The following is a 14,758-nucleotide window of genomic DNA, read 5'->3' as shown; positions in this document are numbered from 1 at the left end:
AGATGACACAATACCAGAAGGATCGGTTCGGAAGGGACTACGCCGCCAGCGCCCCCGCGATGCGCGCCCCCGCCCACCGCGGCCCACGCCGGGGCGATTTCATCGGTGCGCTCACCGACGCGGTGCGCGACAATCCGATGTCGGCCGCCCTGATCGGCATGGGCGCGCTGTGGCTCTACATGGGCGGGAACCGCACCTCGCTCGCCGGCGGCCATGGCAAGCGGTCGCTGATCGGCACAGTCTCCCATGGCGCCTCTGATCTTGGACATGGCGCAGCGCATGCCGCGAGCCGCGTCGGCAGCGCCGTGTCTTCCGGTGTCTCGTCAGCCGCGAGCGGTGTCGCCGGCACGGTCAGCGGTGCTGCCGAACGCATCGGCGATGCCGCCGGGCAGGTCAGCGACTACGTGCGCGGCAGCGTGAGGGGCGTCGATGCCGAGTCGGAGTATCGAAACGCCGCCGCGACACGCGAGGCGTGGGACACGGATACGCATACCGGCTGGGAGAGCGGCAGGCGCATCCGCCCGTTCTCGCTCCGCATGGTCCAGCACAACATGCAGGACCTCTTCGAACGTCATCCCGTCGCGATCGGCGTTGCCGGCCTCGCCATCGGGGCGGGCCTCGCCGCCTCGCTTCCGATGACGACGCGCGAGCGGCAAATGCTGGGGAATGCCAGCGAAACGCTCCACGACAAGGCGGCCGACGTGGTCGGGCAGGCAAAGGACATTGCCGGCGCCGCGGCCGAGGAGGCGCGTCAGCACGGCCTGGGCGGCCAATCCCTCAAGGAGACAGCCTCCGATTTCCGCTCGAGAACCGGCCTCCAGTAGACCGCACGACATTGGGTCAAGGAAGGGGAGCGCCGAACCGGCGCTCCTTTTCATGTGCAAGAGACCGCTCTGGAAAAACCGGCGAGGAAGCTGCATAAGCTCCGGCTCTCGTCCCTTTCTCCCGGAGGACCGGATTGAAACCGCCCGCTGCACCGGAAACGCCCGCGCTCAGGATTGAGAGCGCCGAGCTCCGGCTTGTCCGCCTGCCGCTGCTCACACCATTCACCATCGCAACCGGCACCATGCAAGAGAAGGTGTTTCCGCTCCTCATCCTGAGAAGCGGGGGGCTCGAAGGCTATGCCGAGGCGGTGATGGACCCGCTGCCGGATTATCTCGAGGAGACGATACCGAGCGGCATGGCGCTGCTGCGCGACGTCCTTCTGCCGCAGATCGTCGGCCGGCGCTTCGCCAGCCCCGCTGCGGTGGAGAGTCTGCTGTCGCCCTGGCGCGGCCACTACATGACCAAGGCCGTGGTCGAGATGGCCCTCTGGGACCTTTGGGCGAAATCGCTGGGCCTTCCCCTCAAGGCGCTGCTTGGCGGTGAGAAGGAGGGCGTGGAAGTCGGCGTTTCGCTCGGCATCGGCACGGTGGCAGATACGGTCGCACGTGCCGAGAAGCACCTTGCGCTCGGCTACAGGCGGATCAAGCTCAAGATCATGCCCGGCCACGATATCGCGCTGGTCGGCGCGGTGCGCAAGGTTCTGCCGGACGCTCATCTCACGGTGGACGCCAATAGCGCCTATACGCTGGCCGACATGGACGTGATGCTGGCGCTGGATGAATTCGGGCTCGACTACATCGAGCAGCCGCTCGCCTGGAACGACATTCATGACCACGCCACGCTGCAGGCACGGCTGAAGACGGCGATCTGCCTCGACGAGTCGATCCGCAGTGCGGCCGATACGCGCAAGGCGCTGGCCAGCGGCGCGGCGCGCGTCATCAACATCAAGGTCGGCCGGGTGGGCGGCCATCTCGAGGCGCGCCGCATCCATGACGTGACGGCCGCATGGTCGCTTCCCGTGTGGTGCGGCGGCATGCTCGAAGCCGGGATCGGCCGCGCCCACAACATCCATCTTTCGACGCTCCCCAACTTCACCAAACCCGGCGACACATCGAGCGCCAGCCGCTACTTCGCCCGCGACATCGTGAATGAGCCGCTCGAAACGCACGACGGCGTGATGCCGGTGCCGCAGGGTCCCGGCATCGGCGTGACGCTCGACTGGAAATTCCTCGACACGGTGACGGCGCGCACGGAGCGTTTTCCCTCGTGAGCGGCATCATCATTCGCGACCTCGCGGGCATGGAGGAGTTCTTCGCCGCGGAGGCCTTGCAGCGCACGGTGTGGGGAGAGGGAGACAAGGAGGACCCTGCGGACCTGATGATGGTGATCCAGCATGAGGGCGGACTGGTCGCCGGCGCATTCGCGGGCGGCGATCTGATGGGTTATGTGTTCGGCTTCCCCACGCGCGAGCCCCATGCGCAGCATTCGCACCGGCTGGCCGTTCACCCGCGCGCCCGCGGCGAGGGATTGGCGCTCCGTCTCAAGCGCTATCAGCGCGAATGGTGCATGGCCCGCGGAATCACGCTCGTGCGCTGGACCTTCGATCCCCTGCGCCATACCAATGCGCATCTCAACATCGCAAGGCTCGGCGCCGAGGTCTTCACCTATTTCAAGGATTACTATGGGGAGATGAAGGGCATCAATGCGGGATTGCCCTCCGACCGGCTGCTCGCGGAATGGCGCCTCGGCAGCGAGCGTGCCACGGCGCTTGCGCGTGACGGGGCTTTGCCCATGCCCGCGGCGCGGAACGTCCGGCGCGTCGCCATCCCGCCCGATCTCGACAGGCTGCTCAAGGAGGACTACTCCGCAGCCCTTGCGCATCGCCAGCGCGTGCGCGATGAACTGATGCGCGCCTTCGCCGAAGGCCATGCGATCACCGGCTATGATGCCGCTGAGTTCGCCTATGTGCTGACGCCGCGCTGAAGGCTCGCAGGCCCAGCTAGCCACTGCAGGCCCTCTTCCGTCACGATTGCGTCGAGCCTGATGTCATGGCGCTGGGGAAAGATCGTGTCGATCCGGCTCGATTGCAGCCCGACGCCGATGACGAAGGGTCGGGGCGAGAGGGCCGCGAGCGTGCGGTCGAAATAGCCGCCGCCATAGCCCAGGCGAAAGCCCTGGCCGTCCCATCCCACGAGGGGCGCGAGCGCAATCTCCGGCACCAGCCGCTCTGCGTCGGAGGAGGGGACCGGGATGTTCCAGTGTCCCCGCTCCATGCGTGCGCCAGGCGCCCAGGCCCGAAAGACGAGCGGGCTTGACGGCACCTCCACCACGGGAAGCGCCATGCAGGCCCCGCGCCCGCTCATCGCCTCCATCCAGAAGCGGAGGTCGGGCTCTGCCTTGATCGGCCAGTAGCCGGAGATCACGCGGCCCGCCACGGAGCCGAGTTGCTCCGCCACCAGGCGGTCGAGATGGCGGGCGATCTCATGGGCAAGCATGCCGCGCTCTTCGGCGGAGACCGCCAGCCGCTCGGCGCGGAGCCTCTTGCGTTCGCCACTCCGCCATCCGGGGAGATCGGCGGGACCCCCCCCGCTCATGCCTCGCTCGCCTCCGCATAGTCCTTCTGCGACAGCCGGGCCAGGCATTCCTCGGCCTCGCCCACGATCCGCCGCAGGCGCTCTCCCGCGGGCACGATGTCCTTTATTGCGCCAACGCCTTGGCCCGCGTAGAGCGCCATCGCCTCCAGATCGCCCGTGGTGATGCGCAGAGGGGAATCGGTGCTGTAGCGATGGAGCGGACGCTCGCCCTCATGGGCGATGATTTCGCGCGGCAGGCTCTCCGGATCATGCCCCAGGAGCGTGAAGCCGAGCTTTGCGGTGATGCTGTTGGCGATCACGCGCACCGCGGCATGGGCAGGCCAGTTGAGGACGAAGACATCGGTGAGAACGGTATCCTCGGCGCCCGCTTCAACGATGCGGCGCTTGTGGTAGTCATGCGCGAATGACTCCGTCGTGGCGAGGAAGGCGGTGCCGCACTGCACCCCCTGCGCACCGAGACTCAGCGCCGCCGCCAGCCCCGCTCCCGTCGCGATGCCGCCCGAAGCCACCACCGGCAGGCGCGTTCTGCCGACGATCTGCTCGACCAGCGCCAGCGTTCCGGTGCGACCGTGCACGTGCCCTCCGGCCTCGACACCTTGTGCGATCAGGACGTCGGCGCCAGCGTCTTCCGCCTGCCGGGCCGCCTCCAGCGTGCCGACCTGGTGCAGGAGGAAACAGCCATGCCGTTTCACCCGGCTCACCGCATCCGGAACCACATCCCAGAAAAATGTGAAGTCGGTGACGCCGAGTTCGAGACAGGTCGCGATCTGGCGATCGAGCAGGCCCTGCTCGGTCGCCGCGGGGATGACGTTCACGGCGAAGCGGCGGGCCGTCGCCTGCCGCAGGGCCTGTACTTCGCTGGCGATGAGGGCGGGATCTTCCCGCACCATGCCGAGCATGGCATAGCCACCCGCCTCGGCTACTGCGGCGGCGAGTTCCCAGCGCGAGACGCCACCCATTCCGGCGAGAAGCACGGGAAAGTCACAGCCGAGCAGGCTGCAAAGCGGCGTGCGAAGTGCTGGGGTGCCTCTCATTTCGGTCGATCCTTCCTGGTGATCTGTTCCTCGAGATACTGGCGCAGCACGACGGCGTGGTTTTGCGTGCGGTCGCGGGCGGCATAGAGGAGCCGCACTTGCCCCTTCCGGCACCATGCAAGGCAGTGTTCCACGGCGTCGGGATTGGCGGCGAGCTCGGCGCGGTAACGCTGCTGGAGTTCCGGCCATTTCCTCACATCATGTGCGAACCACTTGCGCAGCTCCGTGCTCGGCGCCACCTGCGGTATCCAGGCTTCGAGCTGCAGCTCCTGCCGCGAAACCCCGCGCGGCCACAGCCTGTCCACGAGCAGGCGCAAGGCACCCGAATGATCCAGAGGATCGTAGACGCGGCCGACTTCAATGCGAGCCTGATCGTCCCTCACATCGCCCTTCCAGCTGCCGTGCCGAACGTATTGGCCGGAGAGACTTTATGGCTCGGCCATGCATGCGGCAACAGTGAGAGCTGTCGCTTCCGGCATGGCTGCTCCGTGTTCTTCGCAAGGGCGAGGCGGCACACAACTGCGCCGTGTCAGGCTGAAGCCACCTCATCGCCGATCCGCAGCACCTCGCTGACGAGGAGGTCGAGGTCCTCGTTACGGGTGCGATGGTTGCAGATCGCCACGCGCAGGCAATAGCGGCCGCGGATCGTCGTGTCGGACGGCACGGCGATGCCGTTCTCCTGCAGGCGCAACAGGATCTCCGTGTTGTGGGCGCGAAGCGAATCCTCGTCCATTCCGCCGGGATTGTGCCGGAAGCAGACGATCGATGTCTCCACGGGAGCCATGAGCTCGAGCTTCCCGCTGGCCCTGACCAGCGCCGCGAGGTGCCGCGCCTGTTCGATGTTGCGGTCGATCAGCCTGCCGAAGGCGTCGGCACCGTGATGCTTCAGCATCATCCACACCTTCAGCGCCCGAAAGCCGCGGGTGGTCTCCAGGGTGTAGTCGAAGAGGAACTCTCCCGCCGACAAGCCGCGCTTCGCCTGCGTGAGGTATTCGGCGTGCTCGGCGAAGGTGCTGCGGTGGAGCTCGCGGTCGCGCAGCACGGCGCATCCGACGTCGAAAGGCGCATGCAGCCACTTGTGGAGATCGAGGGCCAGCGAGTCTGCCCGCTCCATCCCCGCGATCATGTGCCTGTGCCCGGGTGCGAGCGCGATCAGCGCGCCGATGCAGCCGTCGATGTGAAGCCAGAGGCCCTCCTCGCGGCAAAGATCAGCGATGGCGGGCAGTGGGTCGATGGCGCCGGTATTGGTGGTGCCGGCGGTGGCGATCACGCAGGCCGGCCGTAGGCCCTTGGCCCGGTCCTCGGCGATCACCGCGCGCAATGCCTCGACATCCATGCGCAGCGCACCGTCCGAGGCTACCTTGCGCAGCGCCTTGCTGCCGAGACCGAGCAGGTTCATTGCCTTCATGTGGCAGCTGTGAACCTGGTCGGAGGCGTAGAAGCGCAAGGGAGCGGGGATGTCGGCAACGCTCTCGTGATGGAGATCGACGCCCGCCATGGCGTTTCGTGCCGCCGTCAGCCCTACGATGTTGGCCATAGAACCGCCGCTCACCAGCGCTGCGCTTGCTCCTGCCGGAAAGCCCGTCATCTCAACGATCCAGCGCGTCACCTGCTGGTCGACAAGGCTTGCCGCCGTGTCGCCGCCTCCGAGATTCGAGCCGTCGATCGCCGCGAGGAAGTCGCCCAGTGCTCCCGTGAAGTCGCCCGACCCCATGTACCAGCCCCAGAAGCGCGGATGAATGTTCCCCATGGCGTAGGGGAAGAGGTTGCGCTGCATTTCGTCCAGGATGCCGGACAGAGGCTGGGGTCCATGCGGGAGAGGGGCGTCGTATGCGGCGCGCACCCTCTCCGGCATCGGCTGCCAGACAGGCCGGTCACCCGCCTCCCGGAGGCGGGTGACCGCATAATCAACCATGCGATGGGCTGCAGCGGCGGAGTCCGCCCAGTCGGCAGGGTCGAGTCCGTCACCACCGGTGAGGCGAGGGTCGATGTTCATGGACATTTCTCCGTGTTCGGATTGATCACGCGATGCGATATCCGGGTGTTGATTCCGAGAGCGACCGTTCCTCTTCATCCATGCCCTCGGGAATGGATTCGAAGAGCGGGGTGCTCAAGTAGCGCTCGCCCGTATCCGGGAGCATCGCGAGGATGACGGAACCAGGCGCGGCGCGTTCGGCGACATGCATGGCGACGGCAATGCTTGCCCCCCCAGAAACGCCGGTGAGGATTCCCTCGCGGGAGGCGAGTTTCTTCGCCCATGCCATGCCGTCGGCGCCTGAAACGGGGATCAGCTCGTCATAGCCGCCGTTGTCGAGGGCCTCCTGGAGCACCAAGGGGATGAAGTCGGGCGTCCAGCCTTGTATCGGGTGCGGCTGGAAGGCCGGATGGCTTGACTTGGGCGACCCGTCGGCACCCCGCTCCTGCGCGGTACCGCTGCTGACGAGCGCGGCATTGGCAGGTTCGGAGAGAATGATCTTCGTCTCCGGCCGTTCCCGGCGGAGCACGCGCGCCAGCCCGGTCACCGTGCCGCCGGTCCCATAGCCGGTCACCACGTAGTCCAGCCTGTCGCCTGCGAAATCGCCGATGATCTCGCGCGCCGTGGTCGCCTCGTGGATGTCGGCGTTGGCCGGCGTTTCGAACTGCCGGGCCAGGAACCAGCCGTGCTTCTCGGCAAGCTCCACCGCCTTCATGTACATGCCGGTGCCCTTTTCGGTCCGTGGCGTGAGCACGACCTTCGCTCCCAGCATGCGCATCAGCCGGCGGCGCTCCACCGAGAAGCTGTCCGCCATCGTGACGACCAGCGGATAGCCCTTCTGCGCGCACACCATGGCAAGGCCTATTCCGGTGTTGCCGCTCGTCGCCTCCACCACCGTCTGGCCCGGCTTCAGCGCCCCGGACCGCTCCGCGGCCTCGATGATGCTGATGGCCAGGCGGTCCTTGACGGATGCTGCTGGGTTGAAGAACTCCGCCTTCACATAGAGCCTCACGCCTGCTGGCGCGAGGTTGTTCACCCGGATCGCCGGCGTGTTGCCGATCGTCTCGAGAATGCTGTCGAACAGGCGACCACGGCCTGACGTTGTGCGAATGGCCCTTGCATCCATGTCGTTCCTCCTGAGGTTGAATGGGACGGGTGGGCAGCGGAAGCTCCGTTGCCCTTCAAGGGGGAAACTACGCTCCGAAGCGGCCCCTTGCTTGATGCATTCCTGAAGAATTCATGCAGAAATTCTCTTTTCTGGAGTATCCTTTGGCATGGTTTGGACCTTCGGCGCATATTGCATCGACCCGGACCGCTTCGAGCTGACCTGTGGCGGCGCGCCGGTCCGGCTCGAGCCTCAGGTGCTGGCGCTTCTCATCCACCTCGTGCGCCACCGCGAGCGCATGGTGAGCAAGGACGAGATCGTCGCCGCGATCTGGAACGGCGGAATTGCATCCGATGCCAGCATCGCAAGCCGCATCCGCTCGGCGCGGCAGGCGGTGGGCGACGATGGCAAGCGGCAGGAGGTTGTCCGTACCATTCACGGCCGCGGCTACCGTTTCGTCGCCCCGCTGCACGAGACTGCCTCCGTCGCCTCGGAGAGCGAAGAGGCGCCTCAGCCCCAACTTGCGAACGCGGCGGAACTGACCCGGCCCTCGATTGCCGTCCTCCCCTTCCGCCCGCTTGCGGTGGCTCCGGAGCTCGCCATTCTCTCCCATGCAATTCCGCACGAGATCATCCAGGCCCTGTCGCGGCTGCGCTGGCTTGCGGTGATCGCACGCGGCTCCTCCTTCCGATTCCGTGAGCCGGAACTCGAGCTCGTCGGCACGGCCCTCGGAGCCCGTTACGTGCTCTCGGGCCTCATCGAGGCGAGCGGCAGCACTGTCGCCGTGACGCTCGAACTTGCGGATGCGGGCCGCAACGAAGTGATCTGGGGCGACCGCCTGTCCGCCCCGCTCGACGGCATCGAGGATCTGCGCAAGCGCATCGTCGTCCGCGTCGTGGCGGCGCTCGACCTTCACGTTCCCGAGAACGAGGCGCGGGGTGCCACGCTCCGGGGCACGGAGCGGCTCGATGCCTGGGCCAATTTCCACCTCGGTCTGCACCAGCTCTACCGTTTCACGGCCGACGCTGTCCTCCAGGCGCGACAGCATTTCGAGCGCGCCGTGGCGGTCGACCCCCATTTCGCGCGCGCCCATGCCGGGCTGTCCTTCACGAGCTTCCTCGAGGCCTTTCTGCAGTTGGGCCCGGAGGCGCCCGCCGCGGCTCTTCAGTCGCGCCGCCATGCCGAGCGCGCCATGGAGCTCGACCCGCTCGACCCCTTCACCCACTTCAACATGGGCCGCTCCTTCTGGCTCACGGCCGAGCCCGAGGCGGCACGCGGCTGGCTGCAGCGCGCGGTGGAACTCAACCCCAACTATGCGCAGGGATTCTATGCCCGCGCCTTCACCTCCATGCTGACGGGAAATGCGGAGGAGGTGAACGCAAGTCTCGACACCGCGCTGTTGCTCAGCCCGCTCGACCCTCTTCTCTACGGCATGTATGGCGTGCGCACGCTAACCCTGCTCCAGGCGGGCGACACGCGCGCCGCCGCGCGCTGGGGAGATCGAGCCGCGTCGACGCCGGGCGCGCATCACCTCATCGCGATGATCGCCGCCGTGGCGAACGGCCTCGACGGCCGTCGCCAGCAGGCCGAGCGCTGGTCCCAGGAGGCGCGCCGACGCAAGCCCGGGGCGGATGCCGCGCAATTCCGCGCCGCCTTCCCGATTCGTGACGGTAATGCCAGGTCGCGCATCGAGGCGGAACTCGCGCGCCTCGGGTTCTGACAACCGCCAAAAGGAGAGGGGCCGCCATGCCGAGAGGTTACTGGGTCGCATTCGCCGATGTGCATGATCCTGAAGGTTACAAGGCCTACATCGCCGAGAATGCCCGGGCATTCCGTAAATATGGCGGCCGCTTCCTCGTGCGCGGCGGCCCGCGCGAGGCCCCCGAGGGCAGCCCGCGCTCCCGCGTCGTCGTCATCGAATTTCCGACCTACCAGGCTGCGCTCGATTGCTACGGATCACCTGAATACGCGGACGCGATTGCCTTGAGGAAGGGCCGCTCCGTCATGGATCTGGCGATCGTGGCCGGTTATGAAGGTGCTCAGCCGTCTGACTGATGAATTCGGCGGAACGAGGGTTCGAACTAACGTAAGACCTTGCGAAGCGCGCCGAAGCGCAGGCGGTATTCGCCGGGCGCAAGCCCCACCTTTCGGCGGAAGAGACGGCCGAAGAAACTCGTGTCCTCATAACCCACCTCGTTGGCGATGGACTCGATGCTCTCATCTCCCGTCTCGAGCATCTGCTTTGCTTCCTCGAGTCTCAGGGCGTGCACATAGTCGAGCGGCGTCATCCCCGTGGCCTCCTGGAACCTCCGCATGAATGTCCTCTTGGTGAGGCCGGAAACCTCCACCAGGGCGGCCACGGGAGAGGCAGTTCGGTAATTCTCCGCCACCCAGGACTGGCACCTGTTGATCACCGCATCACCCGTCTGGCGGAAGGACAGCAGCGTGGCGAAGGGCTGCTGGCCCAGCTCGTGCCACTCCAGCATGTAGGTCTTGGCGACCTCGATCGCCTCCTTCAGTCCGACGTGCCGCGCGATGAGATAAAGTGCAAGATCCTGCCAGCTGGTGCCGCCCCCCGCCATGACAATGCGCTGCGCCTGGCCGCTCATCACCAGCGGCTGGTTGAGGTACACCTTCACGCCGGGATAGTTGTTGGTAAGGGTCTTCGCATAGCCCCAATGGATGGTCGCGTCGCAATTGGCGAGAAGCCCCGCCTCGCCGAGCAGCACCGCACCCGAGCATGCGCTGGCGAGTACCGCGCCTCTTGCATGCACCTCGCGCAGCCACTTCGCTTCGGGAGCGTATTGTCCCGCCACGCTGTCGCCCGGGTTCACGAAGAAATCCGGAATGCACACGATGTCGGGCTGCGGAGCAGTTGCGAAACTGTGATGCGGGGTCACGCGCACGCCATTCGCCGCGGAAAAGGCCCGCTGACTCCTCGCGACGATGTAAGGCATCATCCGCTGCTCTCCGGGAACACCGCGGGTGATGAACTGGTAGTCACGGCCAGGAGAGGAAAACAGGTCGAACATCCCGAACAGCGTGGAGGCCGTCACTTCCGGCACCCCCACCACCGCGACCTTCAATGGCTCAGGCACCTTCGCCATGGCACAAATGACCTGTTCCGTGTCCTATCGACTTTAGCGTGTAGCGGCGCGAGCGACTAGGGTGGGCTCTCACCGGAGGAGAAAGCCATGGCTGACAAACTGGGCCGGAAATTCACGGGCGGCGAGATCGACACGCTTAGATCGAAACTGAGGGGGGAATTGCTGGAGCCCGGACAATCCGGCTACGATGCCGCCCGTGTCGTGTGGAACGGCATGATCGACCGCCGGCCTTTGCTGATCGCCCGCTGCCGCAATGCTGCCGATGTCGTGGCGGCTGTCGGTTTCGCCCGTGACCATCGCCTGCCGATCGCCATCCGCTCGGGCGGGCACAACGTGGCCGGCTATGCGGTGTGCGAGGCCGGCCTGATGATCGACATGTCGCTGATGAATGGCGTCCGCCTCTCGCCAACCCTGGACCGCGCCTATATCGAAGGCGGCGCGCAGTGGATCGATGTCGATGCTGCCACGGCGCCCTTCAGCCGCGCCACCCCTGGGGGCCTCATCTCCGCCACCGGGGTTGCGGGCTTGACCCTGTCGGGCGGCATCGGCTGGCTTCGCGGCCGCCATGGCCTGAGCTGCGACAATCTCATGGCCGCCGATGTGGTGACGGCGGATGGCCGGCTGGTTCATGCCGGCGCGACGGAGAACCCCGAACTGCTTTGGGCGCTGCGTGGTGGCGGGGGGAACTTCGGCGTCGTGGTGAGCTTCGAGTTCGCGCTGCACGAGATTCCGCCCGAACTCATGTTCTGCGCCCCCATCTATCCCGAGGAGCGTGCCAACGAGATTGTTCCGCTGTGGCGCGACTTCATGGCGACCGCGCCGGAACGGCTGAGCGGACTTGCGGAGTTCTCGACCATTCCGCAGGATCCGGGATACCCCGAGCAGATGTGGGGCCGCCGTGTCGTGGCACTCGCCCATGTCTATGACGGCCCGGCTGAAGAGGGCGAGCGCGTTATCGCGCCGCTGCGCTCCTTCGGCGAGCCTCTCCTCGACATGAGCGCTCCCATGCCATACCGCGTGATCCAGACGCTTTACGACGCGATTTTTCCCAAGGGACGGGACCGCTGTTACTGGAAATCAACTTACCTGAAGGGACTGGATGACGAGGTGGTCCACGAGATCACCGCGCATCTCGCGCAGCGCCCCTCGGAGATGACCTACGCCTCGATCTGGAAATTCGGCGGCGCCATGCAGCGCGTGGCACCCGATGCCTCCGCATTTGGCGACCGCTCGGCCCCTTTCATGCTGAGCCTCGATGCCATCTGGTCGGACGCGGCAGATGACGAGGCCAATATCGGTTGGGTGAAAAGGACGTGGACGCAGATGCAGCGCCATTCCACCGGACGGCTCTACCTCAACTTTCCCGGCCTCGGCGAGGATCACGGTCTTGTCCGGAACGCTCTGGGCGAAGCCGTCTATTCCCGCCTCCAGCAGGTCAAGCGCAAGTACGATCCCGACAACCTGTTCCGGCTCAACCAGAACATCGCACCCTGAGGTGTAAGAACCGGAGTGCCGGCCTCGAAGGAGAAACGGTGCCGGCAGGCATATGTTCGCCGATCACGCCCTGAGCCGGGTGGAGCGGGGAACTGCGGGTTTCCTCGAGGTCGAAGGGCCTGCTAATGATGCTCCTCTCATGGTGTACCGAAAGCGGTTTCGGGCGAGAGAGGAGCATCAGGATTGGAGACGCAATCACAGCGCGGCAACGGCAGTGCCGCTCTCAGGCTCCGTCGCCTCGACATAGACACATATCGCGAATTCGTGGTCTTCATGAACCGCGATTGCGAGGTCTGCCGCTCGGAGGGCTTCGAGGTGCGCTCCCGCATTTCCGTGCGCATGAATGGGCGTCACATCGTGGCCACGCTGAACACGGTGGGCGACGACCTTCTCAGCGTCCATGAGGTGTCGCTGTCGGAGGCCGCCTGGAAGGCTTTGGGTGCCCAGATCGGCCAATCTGTCGAACTGTCCCATCCCGTACCGCTCGCCTCTGACAGCTATCTCCGGAAGAAGGTGTATGGCGGGGGACTCGAGCCTTCCGAGATCGACCTCATCATCAGGGAGGTTACCGACGGGCGCTACGACGACATTCACCTCGCTGCGTTCGTCACCGCCTGCGCCGGCGACCGCCTCGATGCTGCCGAAACGGTCTCTCTGACGGCGGCGATGACCGGTGCAGGGCAGAGGCTGAGCTGGCCGGCGGAAAAGGTCGCCGACAAGCACTGCATCGGCGGCCTGCCGGGGAACCGCACCAGCATGATCGTGGTTCCCATCATCGCGGCGGCGGGACTGGTCATACCGAAGACATCCTCGCGCGCCATCACTTCGCCTGCCGGCACGGCAGACGTCATGGAAACGCTGACCCGTGTCGATCTCGACATCGCTGCCATGCGCCGGGTGGTCGAGCGGGAGGGCGGCTGCATCGTGTGGGGCGGCGCCATGCAGCTCAGCCCGGCGGATGACATCCTCATCAGCGTCGAACGTCCCCTCGATTTCGACAGCGAGGGACAGCTGGTGGCCTCGGTGCTGTCAAAGAAGATCGCGGCCGGTTCAACCCATGTGGTGCTCGACATTCCCGTTGGCCCGACCGCGAAGCTGCGAACGATGGAGGCCGCTTCGCGCCTCGAAGCAAGGTTCCGGCATGTCGCCAGCGCCTTTGGCCTGGAGTTGAGGATCGTGCAGACCGATGGCTCTCAGCCCGTGGGCCGCGGGATCGGGCCATCCCTCGAAGCACGTGACGTTCTGGAAGTTCTGCAGAACCGTTCCGGCGCTTCCGCCCAACTGGCCTCGCGTGGAGTGGCTCTCTCTGCCCGGCTTCTCGAACTGATGGGGGCCTGCCCGGAAGGCGCGGGAATCGCGAGGGCACGCAGTCTGCTTGCCACGGGGGCGGCCTGGAGGAAATTCCAGGCGATTTGCGAGGCGCAGGGCGGCATGCGTGAGCCTAAAGTGGCGGATCATCGCGCCGAGATCCTCGCCGAGCGGCCCGGCAGGGTGACGGCCATCGACAACCGCCGCTTGGCAAAGGTGGCGAAGCTTGCCGGCGCTCCCCACGATCCGCTCGCCGGGGTCGACTTCCATGCGGCTTTGGGAACGCCGGTGGAGAGGGGCCAGCCTCTCTACACCGTCCATGCGCAGACGCGGGGAGAACTCGGTTATGCCTTGAGCTTTGCTCGCGCCCACGGTGACATCATTGGGATTACCCAGACATGAGGCCGGTGATCTTCGCCATGCCGGGCAACGAGGCGCTGGCTTCTTCCCTGTCCGGCCTCCTGAAGGTGGAGGATGGACGGCTCGAACATCGCATCTTCCCCGACGGGGAGAGCTATCTCCGGTTCCTGACGCCTGTGGCAGGGCGCTCGGTGGCGCTCGCCTGCTCGCTGTTCAACCCCGATCACAAAGTGCTGCCGCTGCTCCTCGCTGCTGCCGCGCTGAGGGACCAGGGTGCGATTCGTGTGGGGCTTGTCGCCCCCTACCTTGCCTACATGCGGCAGGACAAGCAGTTCAACGACGGGGAGGCGGTCACCTCCAGGGGCTTCGCGCGCCTTGTGTCCGCCTCCTTCGACTGGATCGTCACGGTCGATCCCCATCTCCATCGCTACAAGTCTCTTGATGAGCTCTACACGGTGCCAGTCGGCGTGGGGCACGCGGCCCCGGTGCTCGCCGCCTATCTCCGGCCGAGGCAAGGCAGGGTTTTCATGCTTGGTCCGGACGAGGAGAGCGAACAGTGGGTGGCGGCCGTCGCCGCCGCGGCCGGGGCTCCGCACATCGTCATGCAGAAGACGCGGCGCGGCGACCGGGACGTATCGATCACCTTCTCGGGGCTGGGGGTGTTCCAAGGTCGCACGCCCGTTCTCGTCGACGACGTGATCTCCTCGGGCAAGACCATGGAGGTTGCCGTCCGCCAGCTCGTCCGACTGGGTTTCGCCTCACCCATATGTCTGGCAGTGCACGGCGTCCTCGCGGAGGATGCCAAAGCGCGGCTCGAGGAGGCCGGTGCGGAGGTGGTGACGACCAACACCATACCGGGCGCGGCGGCAAGGCTCGATGTGGGTCCGCTGCTCGCGAAACTCGTCGCTCCATATCTCACGGGGTACCAAAGTGACGCACCGGCGCGACCGGCCTGA

At 66.1% G+C, this 14,758-nt stretch carries 14 protein-coding genes; 8 read left to right on the top strand and 6 right to left on the bottom strand.

The window, feature by feature from the left end:
• Positions 1 to 2 precede the first annotated feature (2 nt).
• From ACK4HL_RS09855 to ACK4HL_RS09845, 3 genes are all read left to right on the top strand, one after another.
• Entirely contained in the window at positions 3 to 824 is an 822-nt protein-coding gene (locus ACK4HL_RS09855) for a hypothetical protein (RefSeq protein ID WP_409759414.1), read from the top strand.
• Between the two features lie 134 nt (positions 825 to 958).
• Complete coding sequence (gene menC, locus ACK4HL_RS09850) at positions 959 to 2,095, top strand: o-succinylbenzoate synthase (protein WP_409759411.1); 1,137 nt, start codon at positions 959 to 961, stop codon at positions 2,093 to 2,095.
• Positions 2,092 to 2,808 (top strand): GNAT family N-acetyltransferase, encoded by a 717-nt coding sequence (locus ACK4HL_RS09845; RefSeq protein WP_409759408.1) that lies wholly within the window; start codon positions 2,092 to 2,094, stop codon positions 2,806 to 2,808. Before menC ends, ACK4HL_RS09845 begins: the two co-directional genes overlap by 4 nt.
• On the opposite strand, the gene ACK4HL_RS09840 is transcribed toward ACK4HL_RS09845, so the two are convergent.
• The 5 genes from ACK4HL_RS09840 to ACK4HL_RS09820 all read right to left on the bottom strand — a co-directional run bounded on the left by ACK4HL_RS09840 (position 2,787) and on the right by ACK4HL_RS09820 (position 7,554).
• Positions 2,787 to 3,419, bottom strand: a complete 633-nt coding sequence (locus ACK4HL_RS09840) for a 5-formyltetrahydrofolate cyclo-ligase (protein WP_409759405.1) — start codon at positions 3,417 to 3,419, stop codon at positions 2,787 to 2,789. The genes ACK4HL_RS09845 and ACK4HL_RS09840 overlap by 22 nt on opposite strands.
• Positions 3,416 to 4,453 (bottom strand): NAD(P)H-dependent flavin oxidoreductase, encoded by a 1,038-nt coding sequence (locus ACK4HL_RS09835; RefSeq protein WP_409759403.1) that lies wholly within the window; start codon positions 4,451 to 4,453, stop codon positions 3,416 to 3,418. Before ACK4HL_RS09835 ends, ACK4HL_RS09840 begins: the two co-directional genes overlap by 4 nt.
• Complete coding sequence (locus tag ACK4HL_RS09830) at positions 4,450 to 4,836, bottom strand: DUF488 domain-containing protein (RefSeq protein WP_409759400.1); 387 nt, start codon at positions 4,834 to 4,836, stop codon at positions 4,450 to 4,452. Before ACK4HL_RS09830 ends, ACK4HL_RS09835 begins: the two co-directional genes overlap by 4 nt.
• Positions 4,837 to 4,982: 146 nt before the next feature.
• Positions 4,983 to 6,449: a pyridoxal phosphate-dependent decarboxylase family protein gene (locus ACK4HL_RS09825; RefSeq protein WP_409759397.1), complete on the bottom strand. Its 1,467-nt coding sequence runs from the start codon at positions 6,447 to 6,449 to the stop codon at positions 4,983 to 4,985.
• A 25-nt stretch (positions 6,450 to 6,474) separates the two neighbouring features.
• Entirely contained in the window at positions 6,475 to 7,554 is a 1,080-nt protein-coding gene (locus ACK4HL_RS09820; protein WP_409759394.1) for a PLP-dependent cysteine synthase family protein, read from the bottom strand.
• Between the two features lie 148 nt (positions 7,555 to 7,702).
• On the opposite strand from ACK4HL_RS09820, the gene ACK4HL_RS09815 reads away from it, so the two are divergent.
• Together ACK4HL_RS09815 and ACK4HL_RS09810 are read left to right on the top strand one after the other, a co-directional pair.
• Positions 7,703 to 9,253, top strand: coding sequence for a winged helix-turn-helix domain-containing tetratricopeptide repeat protein (locus ACK4HL_RS09815; protein WP_409759391.1), 1,551 nt, complete (start codon positions 7,703 to 7,705; stop codon positions 9,251 to 9,253).
• 26 nt (positions 9,254 to 9,279) lie between these two features.
• Complete coding sequence (locus ACK4HL_RS09810; protein WP_409759388.1) at positions 9,280 to 9,588, top strand: DUF1330 domain-containing protein; 309 nt, start codon at positions 9,280 to 9,282, stop codon at positions 9,586 to 9,588.
• A 26-nt stretch (positions 9,589 to 9,614) separates the two neighbouring features.
• Here the strand turns inward: ACK4HL_RS09810 and ACK4HL_RS09805 are convergent, their stop codons facing one another.
• Positions 9,615 to 10,640, bottom strand: a complete 1,026-nt coding sequence (locus ACK4HL_RS09805; RefSeq protein WP_409759385.1) for a GlxA family transcriptional regulator — start codon at positions 10,638 to 10,640, stop codon at positions 9,615 to 9,617.
• Positions 10,641 to 10,727: 87 nt separating this feature from the next.
• Between ACK4HL_RS09805 and ACK4HL_RS09800 the strand changes: the two genes are divergently transcribed.
• The 3 genes from ACK4HL_RS09800 to ACK4HL_RS09790 all read left to right on the top strand — a co-directional run bounded on the left by ACK4HL_RS09800 (position 10,728) and on the right by ACK4HL_RS09790 (position 14,758).
• Complete coding sequence (locus ACK4HL_RS09800) at positions 10,728 to 12,134, top strand: FAD-binding oxidoreductase (protein ID WP_409759382.1); 1,407 nt, start codon at positions 10,728 to 10,730, stop codon at positions 12,132 to 12,134.
• 183 nt (positions 12,135 to 12,317) lie between these two features.
• Positions 12,318 to 13,844 (top strand): thymidine phosphorylase family protein, encoded by a 1,527-nt coding sequence (locus ACK4HL_RS09795; protein WP_409759379.1) that lies wholly within the window; start codon positions 12,318 to 12,320, stop codon positions 13,842 to 13,844.
• Positions 13,841 to 14,758, top strand: a complete 918-nt coding sequence (locus ACK4HL_RS09790) for a ribose-phosphate diphosphokinase (protein WP_409759376.1) — start codon at positions 13,841 to 13,843, stop codon at positions 14,756 to 14,758. The genes ACK4HL_RS09795 and ACK4HL_RS09790 overlap by 4 nt, the downstream gene beginning before the upstream one ends.

The sequence above is a fragment of the Aestuariivirga sp. genome (assembly GCF_046294715.1).
Taxonomy (GTDB): domain Bacteria; phylum Pseudomonadota; class Alphaproteobacteria; order Rhizobiales; family Aestuariivirgaceae; genus Aestuariivirga.
The sequence above is the reverse complement of the archived record's forward strand: the minus strand, read 5'-3'. Positions and strand labels throughout refer to the sequence as shown.